The organism is Croceicoccus pelagius (genome assembly GCF_001661915.1).
Taxonomy (GTDB): domain Bacteria; phylum Pseudomonadota; class Alphaproteobacteria; order Sphingomonadales; family Sphingomonadaceae; genus Croceicoccus; species Croceicoccus pelagius.
The window spans coordinates 35,793-52,720 of the sequence record NZ_LYWY01000032.1 but is presented as its reverse complement, the minus strand read 5'-3'; the positions used below and the strand labels follow the sequence as shown (position 1 = coordinate 52,720).

The window sequence follows — 16,928 nt, the reverse complement described above, 5'->3', positions numbered from 1 at the left end:
GCACATCTTCCAGGTGCCAGCCGAGGGGCGAGGCCATCCCGGGCCGGGGCAGGCGCAAGCCTGCTCCGGCCTTGGTGCATCCGGGCCAATCCTTGTAAGGACAAAGGTCATGACCACGATTTCCACCGCTCCCGCCCGCATCGTCGCGACGCCAGAGGCCGAGGACTGGATCTTCAGGCTGACCGAAATGCACGGGCCGCTGATGTTCCACCAGTCGGGCGGATGTTGCGACGGCAGTGCGCCGATGTGCTTTCCGCGCGGCGAATTCCGGGTCGGAAAACAGGACGTTCTGTTGGGGACTCTGGTCGCCGATACGCCGGTCTGGATCGGGGCGGCGCAGTTCGAATACTGGCGCCACACGCAAGTCACCATCGACGTTGTGCCGGGCCGCGGATCAGGCATGAGCCTGGAGGCGCCCGAAGGCGTGCGCTTCATCGTGCGCAGCCGGGTTTTTACGGATGAAGAGGTCGATGCGCTGAACGCGGGCGGCGAGCCGCTGCGCGGCGACGAAGTGGCCTGACGGCTGCGATAGTTGTGTCATCGCGTATCGCTTGCCGCTTGGCCAGCGGATCGCGAAACGCTAGGTTCGATAATCTGAAAACGGCCAGACCAAGACGCCAGAAAAAGGGCGCGACACGGCCGGTGAGGGGATGAAGGAGAGGGCACCTGACTGATACAGAGGTGAGCGCGGACGGTCTTGTCGCCGTAACGACCCACGCCAGCGAGCCCGATGCGGCAGTCGCGGAGATCGCGCGCGCCATCGCGGGCGTGCCGCTGGCGGGCGGGCTCGTGTTCTGTTCGCACCGGTTCGAGCGGACGGAACTGGCCGCAGCGCTCGACAAGCTGATGCCCGGCATCCCCCTGTTCGGATGCACCAGCGCAGGCGAGTTGACCACGCGCGGTTACGATAGCGACAGCCTTGTCTTCGTCGGGTTTCCGGCGGACGCATTTCACCTTGAACTGCTGCCCTTTACCGACCTCGACAACTTCGATCCGGAAGCCGCGCGCAAGCAGGTGCGGCATTTTGCGGGAAGCTGCCGGAACGTTGCCGCACTGGCGCTGGGTGAGGGGCTTAGCCACGTCGCCCTGTTCCTTGTCGACGGGCTATCCCACCGTGAGGAATTGCTGACGATGACCGCGCAGGAAGCGCTGGGCGAGATCGAACTGATCGGCGGATCGAGCGGGGATGGGTTGGCTTTCAAGGAAACCGGCATCTTTTTCGACGGCCATTTCCAGCGGGATGCGGCAGTCATCGGCCTCTTGTCTTCGTCCCGCCAGATGCAGGCTTTTTCCGCCAACCACTATCGCCCCGGCGGCGAACGCATGGTCATTACCGAGGCGGACGCGGAAACACGCACCGCCTTCGAGATCAACGCGGTTCCCGCGGCAGAGGAATACCTGCGCGTCGTGGGCCAGCCGAGCCAGACCCTGGATGCGGCCTTCTTCGCATCCCACCCGCTGATGGTGCGTACCGGCGGGGAATATCACGTCCGCTCGATCCAGTCGGCCAATGCCGACGGATCGCTGACGTTCTATTGCGCGATCGATCGCGGGGTGGTGCTGACGGTGGGCGAACCCGTCGACCGCGTTGCTGCGATGCGCGAACTGTTCGACCAGACCGAAGGAAAAGTCGGCCAGATCGACCATATCATCGCGTTCGACTGCGTGCTGAACCGCATCGACGCCGAACGCAGGCAAGTCGCGCACGAGGTTTCTGCGCTCTATACCGAAAAGGGCGTGATCGGTTTCAACACGTACGGCGAACAGTTTCGCACCGCGCATGTGAACCAGACCATTAGCGGCCTTGCGATCGGCCGCTGATGGCAACGCGCGGCAAGGACCTGGCCCCGGCGGCCCCGGACGAGCGTGACGAGGAAATCGCCGCGCTGAAGGAGCGTGTCCGCAGGCTCGAGAAAGTGAACGAGGCACTGATCGACCGCGCCGAACGCTCGAGCGACATGGAAGGTTCGTATTCCATGTTCGAGACCGCCATCGCGCTGGAAGCGATGGTGCGCGACCGCACGGGTGAGCTGGAAGACGCGCTTGGCAAGCTTGCCGAAGTCAACGCCTACCTCGAAACCGTAAGCCGCGATGCGGATGCCGCGCGCGCGCGGCTGCGCGATGCGATCGAGAGCCTTTCCGACGGTTTCGCGCTGTTCGATGCCGATGACCGCCTTGTCACGCACAACAAGGCCTTCTTGAAGATCTGGCCCGAATTCGCCGATATCTCCGAAGCTTCGCCCACTTTCACGGATCTTGCCGAACAGCTTGCGCGTGGCGGGCGCACGATGGGGTCGCGTCTGTCACCCGACCGGTGGATGCGGGAGCGCATGGCAAGGCACCGCGACGCATCGGGCGCCCACGTGCAATTGCTGTCCGACGGGCGCTGGTTGCAGATCAACGAGCTTCGCACCAGCGAGGGCGGCACCGTCGGCATCTATACCGACATCACTTCGGTCAAGGCCGAGGACGCGCGCGAACGCGCCCGCGAACTGGCCGAACGCAACCTCGCCCTGCAGGCCTCGCTCGACACTTTGTCGGAAGGTGCGTGCCTGTTCGACAGCCAGCGCCGCCTTGTCGCCTGGAACGAGCCGCTCATACGAATGCTCGGCATCGAGAGCGATCTCGAAGGCGCGATCGGGCGGCATGAACGATTGAACGACTGGTGCGTCAACGAATGCGGGCTGGACATGCCGCATGCGGTCGAATGGCGCAGCGGCAAGGGGCCGCGTATCAGCACCGATTGCACCTTGAAGGGGCGCAACTTCGTGATCCGTTCTGTCTCGCTTTCAGCGGGCGGCATGGCCTATGCCTTCGACGACGTGACCGATCGTATCCGGTTTCAGCGTTCGATGACCGAACAGGCCGAAACACTGGAAAGGCGCGTTCAGGAACGCACCGCCGAGCTGATCGAGGTGAACCGCCAGCTGGTCGAGGCGAAGAACGAAGCCGAGCAGGCCAACCGTTCGAAAACCAGCTTCATCGCGGCGGCCAGCCACGATCTGCTGCAACCGTTGAACGCCGCGCGACTGTTTGTTTCCGCGCTGGCCGAACGGCGCCTTGCCGCGACCAATCGCGGGCTTGTCCGGCAAAGTGCGGTGGCGCTCGATTCGGTCGAGGAACTGCTGGAGGCGTTGTTCGAAATCTCGCGCCTCGATGCAGGTGCGATCCAGCCCGAGATCGCGGCGCTGCCGCTGGATCGCATCCTGTCGGCCCTGCGCATCGAGTTCGCGCCACTGGCCCGCCAGGACGGGCTGAAGTTCGAAATTCCCGAGACCGGCCTCTGGGTAAAAAGCGACCTTCGTCTGCTGCGCCGTATCCTGCAGAACTTCGTGTCGAACGCGATCCGCTATACCGAAAAGGGCAGCGTCGTCGTGCAGGCGCTCGAGGAGGGCGACCATGTCGCCATCTCGGTCATCGATACCGGCTACGGCATCGACCCTGAAAAGCGCGAGGCGATCTTCGAGGAATTCCGCCGCCTGAAAAAGACGCAGAAAACGCCGGGCAAGGGCCTTGGTCTTGCCATCGTGCGCCGCGCCAGCGCCATGCTGGGCCACGAGATCGACCTCGATTCACAGGAAGGGCGCGGCTCTACTTTCACCATCCTCGTGCCGCGAGCCGAGCCGCGCGTGACCGAGGCTGCGAAGACGACCGCGGGCGAACGCATCGGGCGCAGCGGGCAGGGCACCGTCACCGTCGTCGACAACGACGAACAGGTTCAGGAGGGCATGCGTGTCCTGCTGGAAAACTGGGGCCTCAAGGTCGTCACCGGCAGCCATCCCGACGATGCCGCCGTGGTGAAAAGCGTGAAGCAGGGGACCGGACTTCTCATCGCGGACTATCACCTCGACGATGGTCTTACCGGCGACGAGGCGGTGGCCATGCTGCGCGAAAAGCATTCGGGCGATCTGCCGGCGGTCATCATCACCGCAGACCGAAGCGACGAGGTGAAGATGAAGCTGGGATCGCAGGGCCTGCCGATCCTGACCAAGCCGGTGAAGCCCGCGCAATTGCGTGCGCTTTTGCGGCAGCTGGAGATCACGGGCTGACCGCCCGCGAAGACGGTGGATCAGTCGGAAAAGCCCACGCGATTGGCCATGATCACGGCCTGTGTGCGCGAATAGACGTTCATCTTCTGCAGGATCGCAGAGACATGCGCCTTCACCGTCGTCATCGAGACGCTGAGCTCGTGCGCGATCTGCTTGTTCAGCAGGCCTGCGACAAGGTGGCCCAGCACGATCCGCTGCTGGGGAGTGAGGCTGTCGATGCGGGCGCGGATTTCCTCGTCCTCGCGAAGGCGCGCATCGTCGCTTTCGGTCGTCTCAAGGTCGGGCAGGTAGATTTCGCCCGCCAGCACCTGCTGTAGCGCGTCGAGAATGGCCGGGCGCTTCAGCGATTTCGGAACGTAACCGGCAGCCCCTGCGGCCAGCGCGTCGCGCATCACGATCGGGTCGACGACGCCCGTCACCATGACGACAGGCGTACTGGGAAAATCGGCGCGCAACTGTTTCAGACCCGACAGGCGGTTCACATCGGGAATATTGAGGTCGAGCAGGACGAGATCGACCTCGTCCGCTTTCTGCAGCTCTTCTAGCGCTTGTTCGAAGCTGTCGGCCTCGAGGATCTCGCATTCGGGGAAGCTGACTTCCAGGATCGAACGCAGCCCGTCGCGCACAAGCGAATGATCGTCGACGATCAGCACGCGATCGGGAGCAGGCGCTTCGTTCATCCTCTGCCTCGGCAAGTCTGTTATCAATGTCGCCATAGTGGAAAATGGCCCGCCGCGACAGATGCCGGGCGGGCCATGTCCTTACTTACTGGTTGTAGAGTTTGAAGACCCAGAGCGAACCGCCCTGCGAGATGTCCTTGAAGGTCTTGGCGACCTCACCACCCCAGAGCGGAACGGCGCCGCCCCAGCCGGACATCACCGCGACATACTGTTCGCCGCCGTCTTCCCATGTCACCGGCGAACCGACGACGCCCGAACCGGTCTGGAACTTCCACAGTTCCTGACCCGTCTTGGCATCGAATGCCTTCAGGTAGCCTTCGGGCGTACCGGTGAAGACGAGGTTGCCGCCGGTGGCGAGTACGCCGCCCCACAGCGGGGCCGGGTTCTTGGCTTCCCAGACGATCTTGCCGGTCTTGGGATCCATCGCGCGCAGGGCCCCGATGTGATCGTCGGCGATCGGCTTGATGGTAAAGCCTGCACCAAGGTATGCCGCGCCCTTCTTGTAGGCGATCGGTTCGTTCCAGATGTCCATGCCCCAGTCGTTCGACGGGATGTAGAACAGGCCGGTGTCCTGGCTATAGGCCATCGGCATCCAGTTCTTGCCGCCAAGGAACGAGGGGCTTGCGAACACGACCTTGCCCTTGTCCGCACCGCTGGGCGCACCGGGGCGACCGTCGCTGGTAAAGTTCGGGCGGCCCGTCTTCTGGTCGATGCCATCGGCCCAGGTCGTCTGCATGACGAACTTGTGCGCGCCGATGAACTTGCCGTTGGTGCGGTCGAGGACGTAGAAGTAACCGTTGCGGTCGGCCTTCGCACCCAGTTGCATCTTCTTGCCCTTGATCGTGGCATCGAAGGGGATGAACTCGTTCACGCCGTCAAAGTCCCAGCCGTCGTGCGGCGTGGTCTGGTAGTGCCACTTGATCTTGCCGGTATCGACATCGATCGCGACGGTGGACGAGGTATAGAGGTTGTCGCCGGGACGCAGGTGGCTGTTCCACGGTGCCGGGTTGCCGGTGCCGAAGTAGACGAGGTTGGTGCCCGGATCGTAGGTACCGCCAAGCCAGGTCGCACCGCCGCCGGTTTTCCAGAGGTCACCTTCCCAGGTGGCATTGGTGGTGCCGGTGATGCCGTTGTCCTTGCCGCGCATCGTGCCCATGTGGCCTTCGATGGTGGGACGGTCCCAGATCAGTTCGCCGGTGTTGACGTCGCGGGCCTGAACGGCGCCGACGATGCCGAATTCACCGCCCGAATTGCCGGTTATCACCATGTCCTTGGCGATGATTGGTGCGGCGGTCGCGGAATAACCGGCCTTGTAATCGCCGATTTCCTTGTTCCAGATGACCTTGCCGGTTTCGCGGTTCAGCGCGACGAGGTGCGCATCGAGTGTGGCGAAGATGATCTTGTCGCCGTGGATGGCGGCACCGCGGTTGACGACATCACAGCAAGGCATGATGCCGTCGGGAAGGCGGGCATTGTATTCCCACTTCTTCTCGCCGGTCTTCGCGTCGAAGGCGAAGACGCGGGAATAGGAACCCGTCACGTAGATCGTGCCGTCATAGACGATCGGCTGGGCTTCCTGGCCGCGCTGCTTTTCCCCGCCGAGAGAGGCGGAGAAAACGGGCACGAGCCGCTTTACGGTCTGGGTGTTGACCTTGTCGAGCTTGGAATAACGCTGCTGCCACGGGCCCATGCCGTAGGTCAGGACGTCCCCGGTGGAATCGGCGTCGTTCAGCAGGTCATTCATGTTCGGCCCGGCGTGGTTGTCCGCCACTGCCGGTGCACTCATGGCTGCACATGAAGCCGCGAGCGCCACGGCAAGAGTTTTGAAACGCCCCTTCATCCTTCCCTCCTTCGTCAGACCGAAGTCTTCTTTGATTTGAGCGCTTTTGCGCCCGTTCAGGTATCTTGGTATCGGCGAGACTATCCCCGCCCCTGTTCTGAACAATTGAACCTTAGGACGAGAGCGGCCGTCAGGCCCCCGGAGCGACCGCATTTGCGGGCCGCCACGTCACGCCGTAGCGGGCGAATATCTCTGCCATACGGCCATCGGCCATCATCGCGTCCATTTCCTCCTCGAAGGCGAAACCGAGGCTGCGGCTCTTTTCGTCGACCGCGATGCCGATGTCCCATCCCGGCGACAGCATGGCGGGCAAGGGCCCCTTGCGCCGTTTTCCCTCGCCCGGCGCATGGGCCATCGCCGATTCGATCTGGGCATCGGTGGCGACGGCAAGATCGGCCTCGCCCGACTTGACCGCGGCGACGGCCTCGAAGCCCGTAGTATAATGCGTCACGTCAGGCCGCAGGATGCCTCCGAAACTGCCGATCAGGTAGAAGTCCGGGATCGAATCGAGCTCGGCCGCAAGGCGCTTTCCCCGAAACTCGGTCGGCGTCCCTTCGCATTCGGCCATGCCGGGCGAACAGGCCGCCCCGAAACTTTCGTGGTAATAGGGGGCGAGGATGACCACCTGGTCCTCCTGCGCCGCGAACGTGCGGTCGAAGGGAACATGCATCATCACGTCGCACTTGCGGAACCCCAGAAGGCCGCCGCGCCACACGACATTGCGAAGATCGTCGGAAACTTCCTCGTCGGCAGGGAACAGCGCGAGGTCGGTCTTCACGCCAAAGCTTTCGGCAACGGCTCGGGCGATGTCGGCATCGATGCCCATCACCTTGCCGCCTTCTTCCCACGACCATGGCCGGTTGTTTGTGTAGAGGCCGACACGAAGAACGCCCAGCTCGCGCACGTTGGCGAGCGGGGCGCTGTTGGAAATGCGGGGCAGGGCCAGCGACCCCGCTCCTGCTGCGAGACCGCCCAGAAAGGCCCTGCGCCCGAATGTCATGGTCTTACTCGTCCGTGTACTTGGTTTCGACCCAGCTGCGGATCGCCCAGCCGGCTTTCTGGCCGAGGACTTCGCCGAACGGCGGCATGTAAACCTTGCCATCGTGGCTCGACCCGTTGCGATAACGCTCGATGAACCACTCGTCGCCCGAGGGGCCGAGTTCGAGGTAGCGCAGGTCGGGCGCGATGCCGCCCGAGATGCCTTCGAGGCCGTGGCAGCGCGCGCAGTTCTGGTTGTAGGCCGAGGCGCCGATTTCGATCGCCTTGGCATTGCCTGTATAGGGGTTCTCGCCCAGCCATTCCTCGCCGATGTCCGGCAGGGCCGAGGTGTCGACCGCCTGCGGCGTCACGTCGCCGTGTGCCATGAGCTGGGTGGTGGTAAGGCCGGCAAAGGCCATCGCGGTGGCGGCAAGCGCCAGCCGGCTGGTCAATTTCGACATTTCAGTGCATCCTCATTTGCGACCCGAGGGCCATCAGTCCAACAAACCCCCTTGCTTGGATTGCATTGATAGCGACCCGAACGGCACGGACCCATTGAACCTTGGTACAATGTTGCTGCTGACATCGGCGAAGGTACATCGAACTCTATGAAAAACCGTCAACTCCTTGCCGGCGCGGCTTTCGCCCTTGGTATCGTCCTTGCCTCGTCCGCGCAGGCGGCGACGGCCTATGTCAGCAACGAACGTTCGAACACCGTCACGGTAGTCGACCTCGACACGCGCACGGTCACCGCGACATGGGACGTGGGCGAGCGCCCGCGCGGCATCACGCTGACGAAGGACGGCAAATACGTCCTTATCTGCGCCAGCCTCGACAACGCGGTGGAGATTCGCAACGCAAAGACGGGCGAGCTGGTCGGCGTGCTGCCATCGGGCAATGATCCCGAGCAGTTCTTCGTCTCGAACGACGGCAAGTACCTCTTCATTTCGAACGAGGACGATGCCGCGACGACCGCGGTCGATCTCGAAACGAGGCGCGTTGCCTGGCAGGTTGTCGTGGGCGAGGAGCCGGAAGGCATCGCGCAGAGCACCGACGGCAAGTACCTGCTGGTGGCGAGCGAGGAAGAAAACATCGTCGACTGGATCGATATCGCCACGCGCGAGATCGTCCACGTGACGGAAACCGACTATCGCCCGCGTCACATCGAGTTCACGCCCGACGGGACGCAGGTCTGGATATCGGCGGAGATTGCCGGGACGGTCCATGTCATCGACGTCGCCTCGAAGGAAATCGTAGAAACCCTGTCCTTCGCCCCGCCGGGCGCGCCGGCGTACAAGGTCCTGCCCTGCGGCATTCGGTTCACGTCCGACGGGAAGACCGCGGTGATCGCGCTGGGCCGCGCCGATGCGGTCGCGGTCGTGGATGTGGCAAGCCGCAAGGTGACTGGTTACGCGGCCACTGGCGGGCGACCATGGCACCTTGCCATCACCGAGGACGACACCACTGCCGTCGTTGCTAACGGCACCACCGGCGACATTGCTTTCCTTGATCTCGCCAGCCTTGAGGTGACCAAGCGTATCGAGGCAGGCAAGGGCCCCTGGGGCGTCGCAATCGCGCACTAAGGCAGCGTATTGCGCACGGTTTGCGCCCAGGTTTTGCCAAGTAATCGACGCCTTGTCCCAAAGTACGAGAACCAAAGTCCAATAGTGCCGCGCGCAAGGGCGCAGCATCCTCTTTCCGGTCGCTTGGATGCGATACAGATAAGAAAGGAAGGGGGAGAGAAATGATCTCCAAGATCATGTTGCGCGGTACTGCCGCGGCGATTGCCATTGCCCTGACGACTGCACCCGCATACGCCGGTTCCAGCGAGAGCCTGCTCAAGCGCCTGCACGAAAAGGGCATTCTTTCGGACGACGAATACGCCGCCCTGCTTGCCGAGGAACAGGCCGAGGACGCGGCAGAAGCCCAGCAGATGCAGGCCCAGCAGATGCAAACGACGACGCAGGCACCGGTTCCGGCATCTTTCGAGCCCGAGAAGATGGTCAAGATGACCGACAGCGGCATCGGCCTCGAAGTGGGTCCGGCCACGATCCGCTTCTCCGGCTCGGTCAACGGATTCTACGTGCACGACAATCCCGATACGCCCAGCGCCACGACGGCGGTGACCGGCGGTATCGCAAGCGTTTCGGGCAGCAACTCCAGCTCGGTGCGTAACGGCCTTCTCCCCGGCTTCCTCGTCGTCAACGTCTCGACGCAGCAGGCAGGCTGGGATGTCGGTGCGACCTTCGGCATGTATCCGGGCATCAACTCGACCGCATGGGGCGCGCTGGGCGCAAACAACGGCGGCCAGCCGACCGCGCTTGCCACCGCAGGCATCGACTTCCGCCAGACGTTCATGACCTTCGGCAAGAAGAACCTGGGCACGTTCAAGATCGGCCGTGACATCGGCCTGTTCGGCTCGGACGCGATCCTCAATGACATCACGCTGCTTTCCAGCGGCCCTCCGGGCGGCAACGTCGCTCCGGGCAACACGACGCTGGGCCGCATCGGTTCGGGCTACATCTACACCGACTTCCAGCCGCAGATCACCTATTCGACTCCGTCGATGGGAGGCGTGCAGGCGAGCGTCGGCGTGTTCCAGCCGCTGAAGTCGCTGACGGGTCAGGACCAGACGAATTCCGATCCGGGCTTTCAGGCCAAGCTGACATACGACGGTGCCTTCGGCGGCGTTAACACCCACCTGTGGGCAGGCGGCATTACCCAGAAGCACGATCTGGTCGCGGGCGGCTCTTACACCGGCAAGGGTCTCGATCTCGGTGCCAAGGTTACCGCAGGTCCGGTCACGGCGGTTGGTTACTGGTACACCGCGGACGGCCTTGGCACGACCGTGCTGGGCCTGTTCGACACCGACGGTTCGGGCAATGCGCGTTCCAGCGACGGTTTCTACCTGCAGGCGCTGGCCACCTTCGGCAAGGTTTCGGTCGGCGGCAGCTACGGCGAAAGCCGCCTCGACTATGCCAACGCGGCGGACGAGGCAGCCAACCCGACGCTGGTGGACACCAACTCGAGCTGGGTCGGCCAGCTTCGCTATGGCCTGACGCCGTGGGTGACGCTGATCGGCGAATACGTTCACTCGAAGGCGGAAGCCCACAATGGCAACGAAGCGCAGAGCGATGCGCTTGCTGTCGGGGGAATTCTGTTCTTCTGACGTTTTCCGATACTTCGGATTACACTATGGGAAAGCGCGTCGGCGGCCACGGATCCGTGGTCGCCGAGCGTGTCTCTACGGCACAAGAAAACGATCTCGCACGATGGATCGAAGAGGGCAGAGATGAAAATGACGGGTCGCAAATCGATAGTCGCCACGCTGATGACGGGGGCTGCGCTGTGCGCGGTTCCGACCATGGCGCAGGACACGGACAACGACGACGTCGAAGTTACCCGCTATGCCGCGCCGATCATCGTCACCGGCGAAGGTCTGCCTGCGACCCCCGCGACGGAAGCATACGACGTCACCGTGCTCGACCACGAGGAACTGATCGCCACGGGGTCTGGCCGGATCGAGGACGCGCTCAGCAACATCGCCGGTTTTCAGCAGTTCCGCCGTTCCGACAGCCGTTCGGCCAACCCTTCGGCGCAGGGCGTGACGCTGCGCGCGCTAGGCGGCAACGCTTCCAGTCGCGCGCAGGTCCTGCTTGACGGGGTGCCGATGGCGAACCCGTTCTTCGGTTATATCCCGTTGTCGGCGATTGCGCCCGAACGCCTTGCCAGCGCCCGGGTTACGCGCGGCGGCGGGTCGGGTCCGTTCGGTTCGGGCGCGCTTGCCGGTACGATCGAACTGACCAGCGGCGATCCCGAATCGCTCGGCACGTTTTCGGGCCATGCGCTGGTCAACAACCGCGAGGAAACGGACATCAGCGGCACCGTCGCAGCCCAGCTTGGCGCCGGTTTCGCGCTCGTTTCAGGCCGCTGGGACCGGGGCAAGGGCTTCTACACGACGCCGGTGGATCAGCGCGTCCCGGCGACCGCGCGCGCGGCCTACGACAGCTGGTCGACCCAGATCCGCGGCGTCGCGCCGATCAGCGACGATGTCGAGGTGCAGGCCAATATCCTTTTGTTCGACGACAAGCGCACGCTGCGCTTCGACGGTGCGGATTCGACCAGCGAGGGGCAGGACGCCAGCATCCGCTTCGTCGGGCAGGGCGACTGGGCCTTCGACCTCTTGGGATATATCCAGTCGCGCAACTTCTCGAACGTGGTGATCTCCTCCACCCGCTTCGTGCCGGTTCTGGATCAGAGCAATACGCCCTCGATCGGTATCGGCGGCAAGTTCGAACTGCGCCCGCCGGTGGGCGATACCAACCTGCTTCGCCTGGGCGTCGATTATCGCAAGTCTGATGGCGAACTGTTCGAAACCGCGATCAGCGCGTTTTCGGGCAACGTGACCGAACGCCGCAATGCGGGCGGTTCGAACACCGATCTGGGCTTCTTCCTCGAAAACGACTTCGTGCTCGGCGCGCTGACGCTGACCGCAGGTGCGCGCGTCGACCGCTACACGATCAACGACGGTTTCTACACCGCCCGCGATGCATCGGGCGCGGTGATCACGGACAATGTCTTTGCCGACCGTTCGGGTTGGGAGGAATCGTTCCGCGGCGGCATGGTGTTCGCTGCGGACGATGCGCTCAGCCTGCGGGCTGCTGCCTATACCGGCCTGCGCCTGCCGACGCTCAACGAACTCTACCGCCCCTTCGTGGTCTTCCCCGTCGTCACCCAGGCGAACGAGGATCTCGATGTCGAGAAGCTGGAAGGCTATGAGGCGGGTATCGACTTCACGCCGGGCGAAGGCGTGAACCTGTCGGTGACCGCGTTCCACAACAAGGTGAAGGGCGCGATCGCCAACGTCACCATCGCGCAGAACCTGCGCCAGCGTCAGAACATCGACGCGGTGCGCGCCAAGGGCGTAGAATTGCAGGCGGGGATCGAACAGGGCATCTTCCGCTTCACCGGATCGCTCGCCTATACCGATGCCGAGGCGCAGGGCAGCGGCTTTGCCGCCGCGCTTGACGGCAATCGCCCCTCACAGACGCCCAAGTGGGTCGCAGGCGCGACGCTGGCGATCGAGCCGATGGACGGCTGGCTTTTGTCGACAACGCTACGCTATGCGGGCAAGCAGTTCGAGGACGATCTGGAAGAGAACATCATGCCTTCCGCCACGACTCTCGATGCCTATGCCCGGATCCCCGTTGCTGGCGGCGTTTCGCTGGTGCTTCGCGGCGAGAACCTGACGGACGAGGAAATCGTGACGCGCAACCAGTCCGGATCGATCGACCTTGGCATTCCCCGCACCGTATGGGCGGGCATCGGGTTCAGCCTGTGACCGCAGCAGCGGGTGCAGAACGCTACAACGCGGTTGCGCGGACCCTGCACTGGGTGATCGCGCTGGTCATCATCGGTAACATCATCGGCGGGTTCTTCCACGATGCGCTGGAAGATGTCGTGAACGTCATGCCGCTGCACAAGTCGTTAGGGCTGACCGTACTGGCGCTCTCGCTGGTGCGGCTGGGCTGGCGCGTGGCCAATCCCGCGCCGCCGCTGCCGGCGCATACGCCCCCCTGGGAAAAGGGCGCGGCGCACCTGACTCACGCGGTCTTCTATATCCTGATGATCGGCCTGCCAATGACCGGCTGGCTGGTGTCTTCGGGCAGCAAATATCCGCTAAACTGGTTCGGCCTGTTCGATGTGCCCAAGTTCGGCATTACGCCTGATGGCGCGATCGACGGTTTCGCACACGAAACGCACGAGATCATGGGCTGGGTCGCGGTGTTCCTGATCGTGCTGCACGTCGGCGCGGCACTGCGGCACCACTTCGTGCTGAAGGACGACGTTCTGCGCCGGATGGCCTAATTGCCCACCATCGGTAAAAGCTCGGCCTCAAGACCCGGATAGAAGTGCGACACGCTGCGCTGCAGTTCGTAGCGCGCGACCTTGATGTTCGCGAAGCGCGCGGGGATTTCGGCCGCCCCTGCCTCGGTCATGTTCATGCCCGACAGGACCGCGTCGTGCAGCATTCCGTCGAGCCAGGTCAGCCAGTCGCGCGTCTGCGGGATCGCGACATTGCCGGTATCGAGCGGGCCGTGGCCCGGAATGACCTGCTTATGCTCAACGGCTGCCAACCGATCGAGCGCGGACAGCCAGCCTGCGATGTTCGCGTGCGGCGTGGCAGGGGCGCGGTCGTGGAATACCAGATCGCCTCCGATCAGCGTACCGGTCGCCTCGTCGAGGATGGCGAGATCGCCGCTCGAATGACCGCCCAGCGCGAATAGGCGCAATGTTCGCCCGCCGATCACGGTTTCTCCCGCCGTCACGTCGCCTTGCGGCAGGACGACGGTCGTGCCCTTCATCCAGTCGGCGAGCACGCGGAACAGCGCGTCGGAAAATCCTTCGCCGTCGCGTTCGAGATCGTGGCGCGTGGCGGAAAGCGCGTGGACGAGCCCCGCATCGAAAGCGCCTGCGCCAAACGAGTGGTCGGGGTGGAGGTGCGTGATATAGACGCGGATGACCGCTTTCCCGGTCACACCTTCCGCCAGCGCGCGGATCGCCTTGCCGTAGGAGAGCGAGGGGCCGGGATCGACCACGACCGCTCCGTCATCGGTTGCGATTATCACGGTGTTCGCGATCGCGCCGCCGTTGGCAAAGGCGATCGGCTCGTCCGCACCGCGCACCATCCAGATGCCGTCGGCGACTTGCGTGGCCTGTGGGTTGTAGGTGCCTGCAAACTGCTCGGCATAGACGAGGGCAGGGGCAAGGCTGGCCAGCCCCAGACCCGCCAATCCAAGGCCGGCAAACATGGCGCGGCGGGAAAACCTCATTGCCCCGATGACAGCCTCTTGCCGCTGGCAGGCGCAAGTTCGCCTGTAAACTCCAGCCCGCTGGTATCGCGCGCGGAGACTTCCATCGGGCCGTCGCGGTCGACGACCAGCGTGAAGGCAGGGTCTTCCGCGACCGAGCCGTACACGTCCATGGTCGCGATCTCGCGGCCCCCGGCGTCGGTCACTCGGACGGTTTCGATGTTGTAGGCCGGAATATTTTCGACCAGTCCGGTATCCATTGGGTGACGAAAGCCAAAGCGCAGGCGCGTCGAATTGCCGTCGGACCATGCCGCGCCGCGCATTTCGCCAAGGTGGTCGGCCCAGTCGCCGCGCACGCGGGACAGGGGCGGGGCGGAACAGCCGCCGCCGGCCGCGTCGATCCAGTCGCCCGCGACGTGCCAGCTGCCGTCGGCCAATTGCACCGCGGCGCGGACCGGCGTGCGCTGATCCAGCTTGATGCGGGTGGCGACGAAAGGCGCGGCGCCCATCGGGCGATAGTCGATGGCGACGGGAATGGGATTGAGATCGGCAAAGACCACGATCCGCTTCACACCATCAAGCTTGCGCGCATCGACCGTAACGGGAACGACGTGCTGGTCCTCTGCAATGACGGGCAGGATTACCTTCACGCGGTTGTCGAAGATGACAGGGCCGCCGGTGAACAGCTTTTCGGCATGATATTCCCACATCGGCGATCCCAGCGGATCGGCCGGAAGCCCCTCTGCCAACGCAGGAGAGGCGGCAAGGAAAACCGAGGCCGCGGCGGGCAGGATGGTCTTTATCAAACGCATGGGTCCAAAGAACAATGTAGGACGGACACGGTCTGCGCCACATTGCACTTTGGTCCAAGAAAAAGGGAACGGGTGAGAAAGTGAAGGCAAGCGCGATCCTGCTGGCCTGCGTAGGGCTATCCTGTCTTGCCGCGCCGTCGCTGGCGCAGCAGCGCGCAGAGTTCGACGAGGACGGATATCGCGCTGCCCGTTACCGCGCTCCGGTCGACCGCGATCCGCACCCGTCTGCCCGTCTTGCGCTTCCCGCCGCGCTTTTGCTCGATCCGGGGAAGGATGCGCTGTTTATCGATGTCCTGCCGGTCAATGGCGGCGTGCGCGATGCCAAAACGGGCGCGTGGCGGTTGTCCGAGCAGCACCTGACGATCCCCGGTGCCGTCTGGCACCCCGAGGCCGGACGCGGCGACGCCGATCCGGCGTTGTGGAACGCGCTTGTCCGCGAAGTCACCAAGGCGCGCCGCCGCAAGCCGCACTTGCCGGTCATCCTGTTCTGCCGGACCGATTGCTGGATGGGCTGGAACGCGGCCAGGCGTCTTGCCGCCGAAGGGCACGAAGGCGTCTGGTGGCTGGCCGAAGGGATCGAGGGCTGGCGTACGCGCGAGCAGCTCGTGCCCGCGATACCGGTGACTGTTCCCGCCAACTGAAATTCGCAAGGAAGAGGAGTTTACCCGCAATGGCCAAGCTGATCGTCTATTACCCGCGTCACGAAGGGCACAAGTTCGACCGCGACTATTACAAAGGCACGCACATGGATGTCGTGAACGACGCCTGGGGGCCGCATGGCCTCACCGGCGCCGACGTCAGCTGGCCCTATGACGATAGCCAGCCGTTTGCCTGCCTCGTCGCGCTGAATTTTGGCAGTCAGGACGAAATCGATGCGGCGCTGGGATCGCCGGGTACGCCGGGGGTGCTGGCCGACGTCGCCAGATTTACCGACATCGAACCGGCCATCTACCGCACGGCCTGAAGCACAAAAAAGGGACCCGGCCGAGAGAGGTGAGGCCGGGTCCCTTATCTGGCGTAGACTTGAGCTCGCGTTACGCCGTGATCATTTCAGCTGCTTCAGGAAATCGATAAGCTCCTGGCGCTTGGCCTCGTCTTTCAAACCGGGGAAGCTCATGCGGTTGCCCGGAATGAACTTGCGCGGATTTTCCAGCCACTGGTGAAGCGAAGCCTCGTCCCAGGTGACGCCGGAATCCTTAAGCGCGCTTGAATAGTTGAAGCCCGCATGGACGCCGGCCGACTTGCCGTACGTGCCCCACAGGTTCGGACCCAGCTTGTTCTCGCCGCCCTTTTCCCAGGTGTGGCAAACGGCGCAGCGGCTGTAGCTCGCCGGCGGGGTGAGCGCCGCCACCTTGACCGGTTCCGGCTTGGGTTCGGGTGCGGGCGCTTCCTTCTTCGCCTCAGCCGTCTTGGTCGGCGTGGGCGTGGGCGTGGGCGTCGGCGTTGTCTCGGCCTCTGGCTCTGCCGTTTCCTCGGCGACGGGCGGTTCCATGGCCGGGTCTTCGGCAACCTCGGCCACTTCTTCGGTCACTTCGGCAACGGGTGCATCTTCTTCGGGCGCACCGCCGCAGGCGGCGAGCGACAGGGCAAGGGCAAGTGTGGGGCTGGCCAGGACCAGAGACGATTTACGCATGGCTGTCCTCTCGAACTATCTGTTTCAAAGCGGTCAATCGCATTTCGGCGGCTTGGCCGACATTGCACTTTTGGCTGGTATCGATCCCGGCGGCTTTCGCAACTCACAAAAGAAACCAGCCCCC

At 63.8% G+C, this 16,928-nt stretch carries 16 protein-coding genes; 9 read left to right on the top strand and 7 right to left on the bottom strand.

The window, feature by feature from the left end; all coding sequences use genetic code 11:
- The first annotated feature begins 109 nt into the window (after positions 1–109).
- From A9D15_RS05815 to A9D15_RS05805, 3 genes are all read left to right on the top strand, one after another.
- The gene (locus tag A9D15_RS05815) at positions 110–520 is read left to right on the top strand and encodes a DUF779 domain-containing protein (protein WP_172807475.1); all 411 of its coding nucleotides are present in this window, start codon (positions 110–112) and stop codon (positions 518–520) included.
- Positions 521–681: 161 nt separating this feature from the next.
- Positions 682–1,821 carry an FIST N-terminal domain-containing protein gene (locus A9D15_RS05810; protein WP_066762932.1) on the top strand — a complete coding sequence of 380 codons (1,140 nt, stop codon included), beginning with the start codon at positions 682–684 and terminating at the stop codon, positions 1,819–1,821.
- A complete protein-coding gene (locus A9D15_RS05805) occupies positions 1,821–4,049 on the top strand; it encodes a NahK/ErcS family hybrid sensor histidine kinase/response regulator (RefSeq protein ID WP_066762929.1) in 2,229 nt (742 codons plus the stop codon). The genes A9D15_RS05810 and A9D15_RS05805 overlap by 1 nt, the downstream gene beginning before the upstream one ends.
- A 20-nt stretch (positions 4,050–4,069) precedes the next feature.
- Here the strand turns inward: A9D15_RS05805 and A9D15_RS05800 are convergent, their stop codons facing one another.
- The 4 genes from A9D15_RS05800 to pedF all read right to left on the bottom strand — a co-directional run bounded on the left by A9D15_RS05800 (position 4,070) and on the right by pedF (position 7,966).
- Positions 4,070–4,729: a response regulator gene (locus tag A9D15_RS05800; protein WP_229660300.1), complete on the bottom strand. Its 660-nt coding sequence runs from the start codon at positions 4,727–4,729 to the stop codon at positions 4,070–4,072.
- An 85-nt stretch (positions 4,730–4,814) separates the two neighbouring features.
- Positions 4,815–6,569 (bottom strand): methanol/ethanol family PQQ-dependent dehydrogenase, encoded by a 1,755-nt coding sequence (locus tag A9D15_RS05795; protein ID WP_066762926.1) that lies wholly within the window; start codon positions 6,567–6,569, stop codon positions 4,815–4,817.
- Positions 6,570–6,699: 130 nt separating this feature from the next.
- Positions 6,700–7,569: a substrate-binding periplasmic protein gene (locus A9D15_RS05790; RefSeq protein WP_066762923.1), complete on the bottom strand. Its 870-nt coding sequence runs from the start codon at positions 7,567–7,569 to the stop codon at positions 6,700–6,702.
- A 4-nt stretch (positions 7,570–7,573) separates the two neighbouring features.
- The gene (pedF, locus tag A9D15_RS05785) at positions 7,574–7,966 is read right to left on the bottom strand and encodes a cytochrome c-550 PedF (RefSeq protein ID WP_229660320.1); all 393 of its coding nucleotides are present in this window, start codon (positions 7,964–7,966) and stop codon (positions 7,574–7,576) included.
- 189 nt (positions 7,967–8,155) lie between these two features.
- Between pedF and A9D15_RS05780 the strand changes: the two genes are divergently transcribed.
- From A9D15_RS05780 to A9D15_RS05765, 4 genes are all read left to right on the top strand, one after another.
- A complete protein-coding gene (locus A9D15_RS05780; protein WP_066762917.1) occupies positions 8,156–9,130 on the top strand; it encodes a PQQ-dependent catabolism-associated beta-propeller protein in 975 nt (324 codons plus the stop codon).
- A 161-nt stretch (positions 9,131–9,291) separates the two neighbouring features.
- A complete protein-coding gene (locus tag A9D15_RS05775; protein WP_156521668.1) occupies positions 9,292–10,716 on the top strand; it encodes a porin family protein in 1,425 nt (474 codons plus the stop codon).
- Between the two features lie 129 nt (positions 10,717–10,845).
- Complete coding sequence (locus tag A9D15_RS05770; protein WP_066762916.1) at positions 10,846–12,888, top strand: TonB-dependent receptor plug domain-containing protein; 2,043 nt, start codon at positions 10,846–10,848, stop codon at positions 12,886–12,888.
- On the top strand, positions 12,861–13,415 hold the full coding sequence (locus tag A9D15_RS05765; RefSeq protein ID WP_066762915.1) for a cytochrome b: 555 nt from the start codon (positions 12,861–12,863) through the stop codon (positions 13,413–13,415). Before A9D15_RS05770 ends, A9D15_RS05765 begins: the two co-directional genes overlap by 28 nt.
- Here A9D15_RS05765 and A9D15_RS05760 read toward each other — a convergent pair.
- Positions 13,412–14,380: a quinoprotein relay system zinc metallohydrolase 1 gene (locus A9D15_RS05760; protein ID WP_066762906.1), complete on the bottom strand. Its 969-nt coding sequence runs from the start codon at positions 14,378–14,380 to the stop codon at positions 13,412–13,414. The two genes, A9D15_RS05765 and A9D15_RS05760, sit on opposite strands and share 4 nt — an antisense overlap.
- Positions 14,377–15,171 carry a quinoprotein dehydrogenase-associated SoxYZ-like carrier gene (locus A9D15_RS05755; protein ID WP_066762901.1) on the bottom strand — a complete coding sequence of 265 codons (795 nt, stop codon included), beginning with the start codon at positions 15,169–15,171 and terminating at the stop codon, positions 14,377–14,379. The genes A9D15_RS05760 and A9D15_RS05755 overlap by 4 nt, the downstream gene beginning before the upstream one ends.
- Before the next feature lie 80 nt (positions 15,172–15,251).
- Here A9D15_RS05755 and A9D15_RS05750 point away from each other — a divergent pair, with 80 nt between their 5' ends.
- Together A9D15_RS05750 and A9D15_RS05745 are read left to right on the top strand one after the other, a co-directional pair.
- Complete coding sequence (locus tag A9D15_RS05750; RefSeq protein WP_229660298.1) at positions 15,252–15,812, top strand: rhodanese-like domain-containing protein; 561 nt, start codon at positions 15,252–15,254, stop codon at positions 15,810–15,812.
- A gap of 29 nt (positions 15,813–15,841) precedes the next feature.
- A complete protein-coding gene (locus A9D15_RS05745) occupies positions 15,842–16,135 on the top strand; it encodes an EthD family reductase (RefSeq protein ID WP_066762898.1) in 294 nt (97 codons plus the stop codon).
- A gap of 81 nt (positions 16,136–16,216) precedes the next feature.
- On the opposite strand, the gene A9D15_RS05740 is transcribed toward A9D15_RS05745, so the two are convergent.
- Complete coding sequence (locus tag A9D15_RS05740) at positions 16,217–16,804, bottom strand: c-type cytochrome (protein WP_229660297.1); 588 nt, start codon at positions 16,802–16,804, stop codon at positions 16,217–16,219.
- Between the last annotated feature and the right edge of the window lie 124 nt (positions 16,805–16,928).

Bases quoted from the DNA above. Each gene is read 5' to 3' on its own strand.
- A9D15_RS05815 (WP_172807475.1), top strand. From the start codon at position 110: ATGACCACGATTTCCACCGCTCCCGCCCGCATCGTCGCGACGCCAGAG.
- A9D15_RS05805 (WP_066762929.1), top strand. From the start codon at position 1,821: ATGGCAACGCGCGGCAAGGACCTGGCCCCGGCGGCCCCGGACGAGCGT.
- A9D15_RS05800 (WP_229660300.1), bottom strand. From the start codon at position 4,729: ATGAACGAAGCGCCTGCTCCCGATCGCGTGCTGATCGTCGACGATCAT.
- A9D15_RS05795 (WP_066762926.1), bottom strand. From the start codon at position 6,569: ATGAAGGGGCGTTTCAAAACTCTTGCCGTGGCGCTCGCGGCTTCATGT.
- A9D15_RS05790 (WP_066762923.1), bottom strand. From the start codon at position 7,569: ATGACATTCGGGCGCAGGGCCTTTCTGGGCGGTCTCGCAGCAGGAGCG.
- pedF (WP_229660320.1), bottom strand. From the start codon at position 7,966: ATGGCCTTTGCCGGCCTTACCACCACCCAGCTCATGGCACACGGCGAC.
- A9D15_RS05780 (WP_066762917.1), top strand. From the start codon at position 8,156: ATGAAAAACCGTCAACTCCTTGCCGGCGCGGCTTTCGCCCTTGGTATC.
- A9D15_RS05775 (WP_156521668.1), top strand. From the start codon at position 9,292: ATGATCTCCAAGATCATGTTGCGCGGTACTGCCGCGGCGATTGCCATT.
- A9D15_RS05770 (WP_066762916.1), top strand. From the start codon at position 10,846: ATGACGGGTCGCAAATCGATAGTCGCCACGCTGATGACGGGGGCTGCG.
- A9D15_RS05765 (WP_066762915.1), top strand. From the start codon at position 12,861: ATGGGCGGGCATCGGGTTCAGCCTGTGACCGCAGCAGCGGGTGCAGAA.
- A9D15_RS05760 (WP_066762906.1), bottom strand. From the start codon at position 14,380: ATGAGGTTTTCCCGCCGCGCCATGTTTGCCGGCCTTGGATTGGCGGGT.
- A9D15_RS05755 (WP_066762901.1), bottom strand. From the start codon at position 15,171: ATGCGTTTGATAAAGACCATCCTGCCCGCCGCGGCCTCGGTTTTCCTT.
- A9D15_RS05745 (WP_066762898.1), top strand. From the start codon at position 15,842: ATGGCCAAGCTGATCGTCTATTACCCGCGTCACGAAGGGCACAAGTTC.
- A9D15_RS05740 (WP_229660297.1), bottom strand. From the start codon at position 16,804: ATGCGTAAATCGTCTCTGGTCCTGGCCAGCCCCACACTTGCCCTTGCC.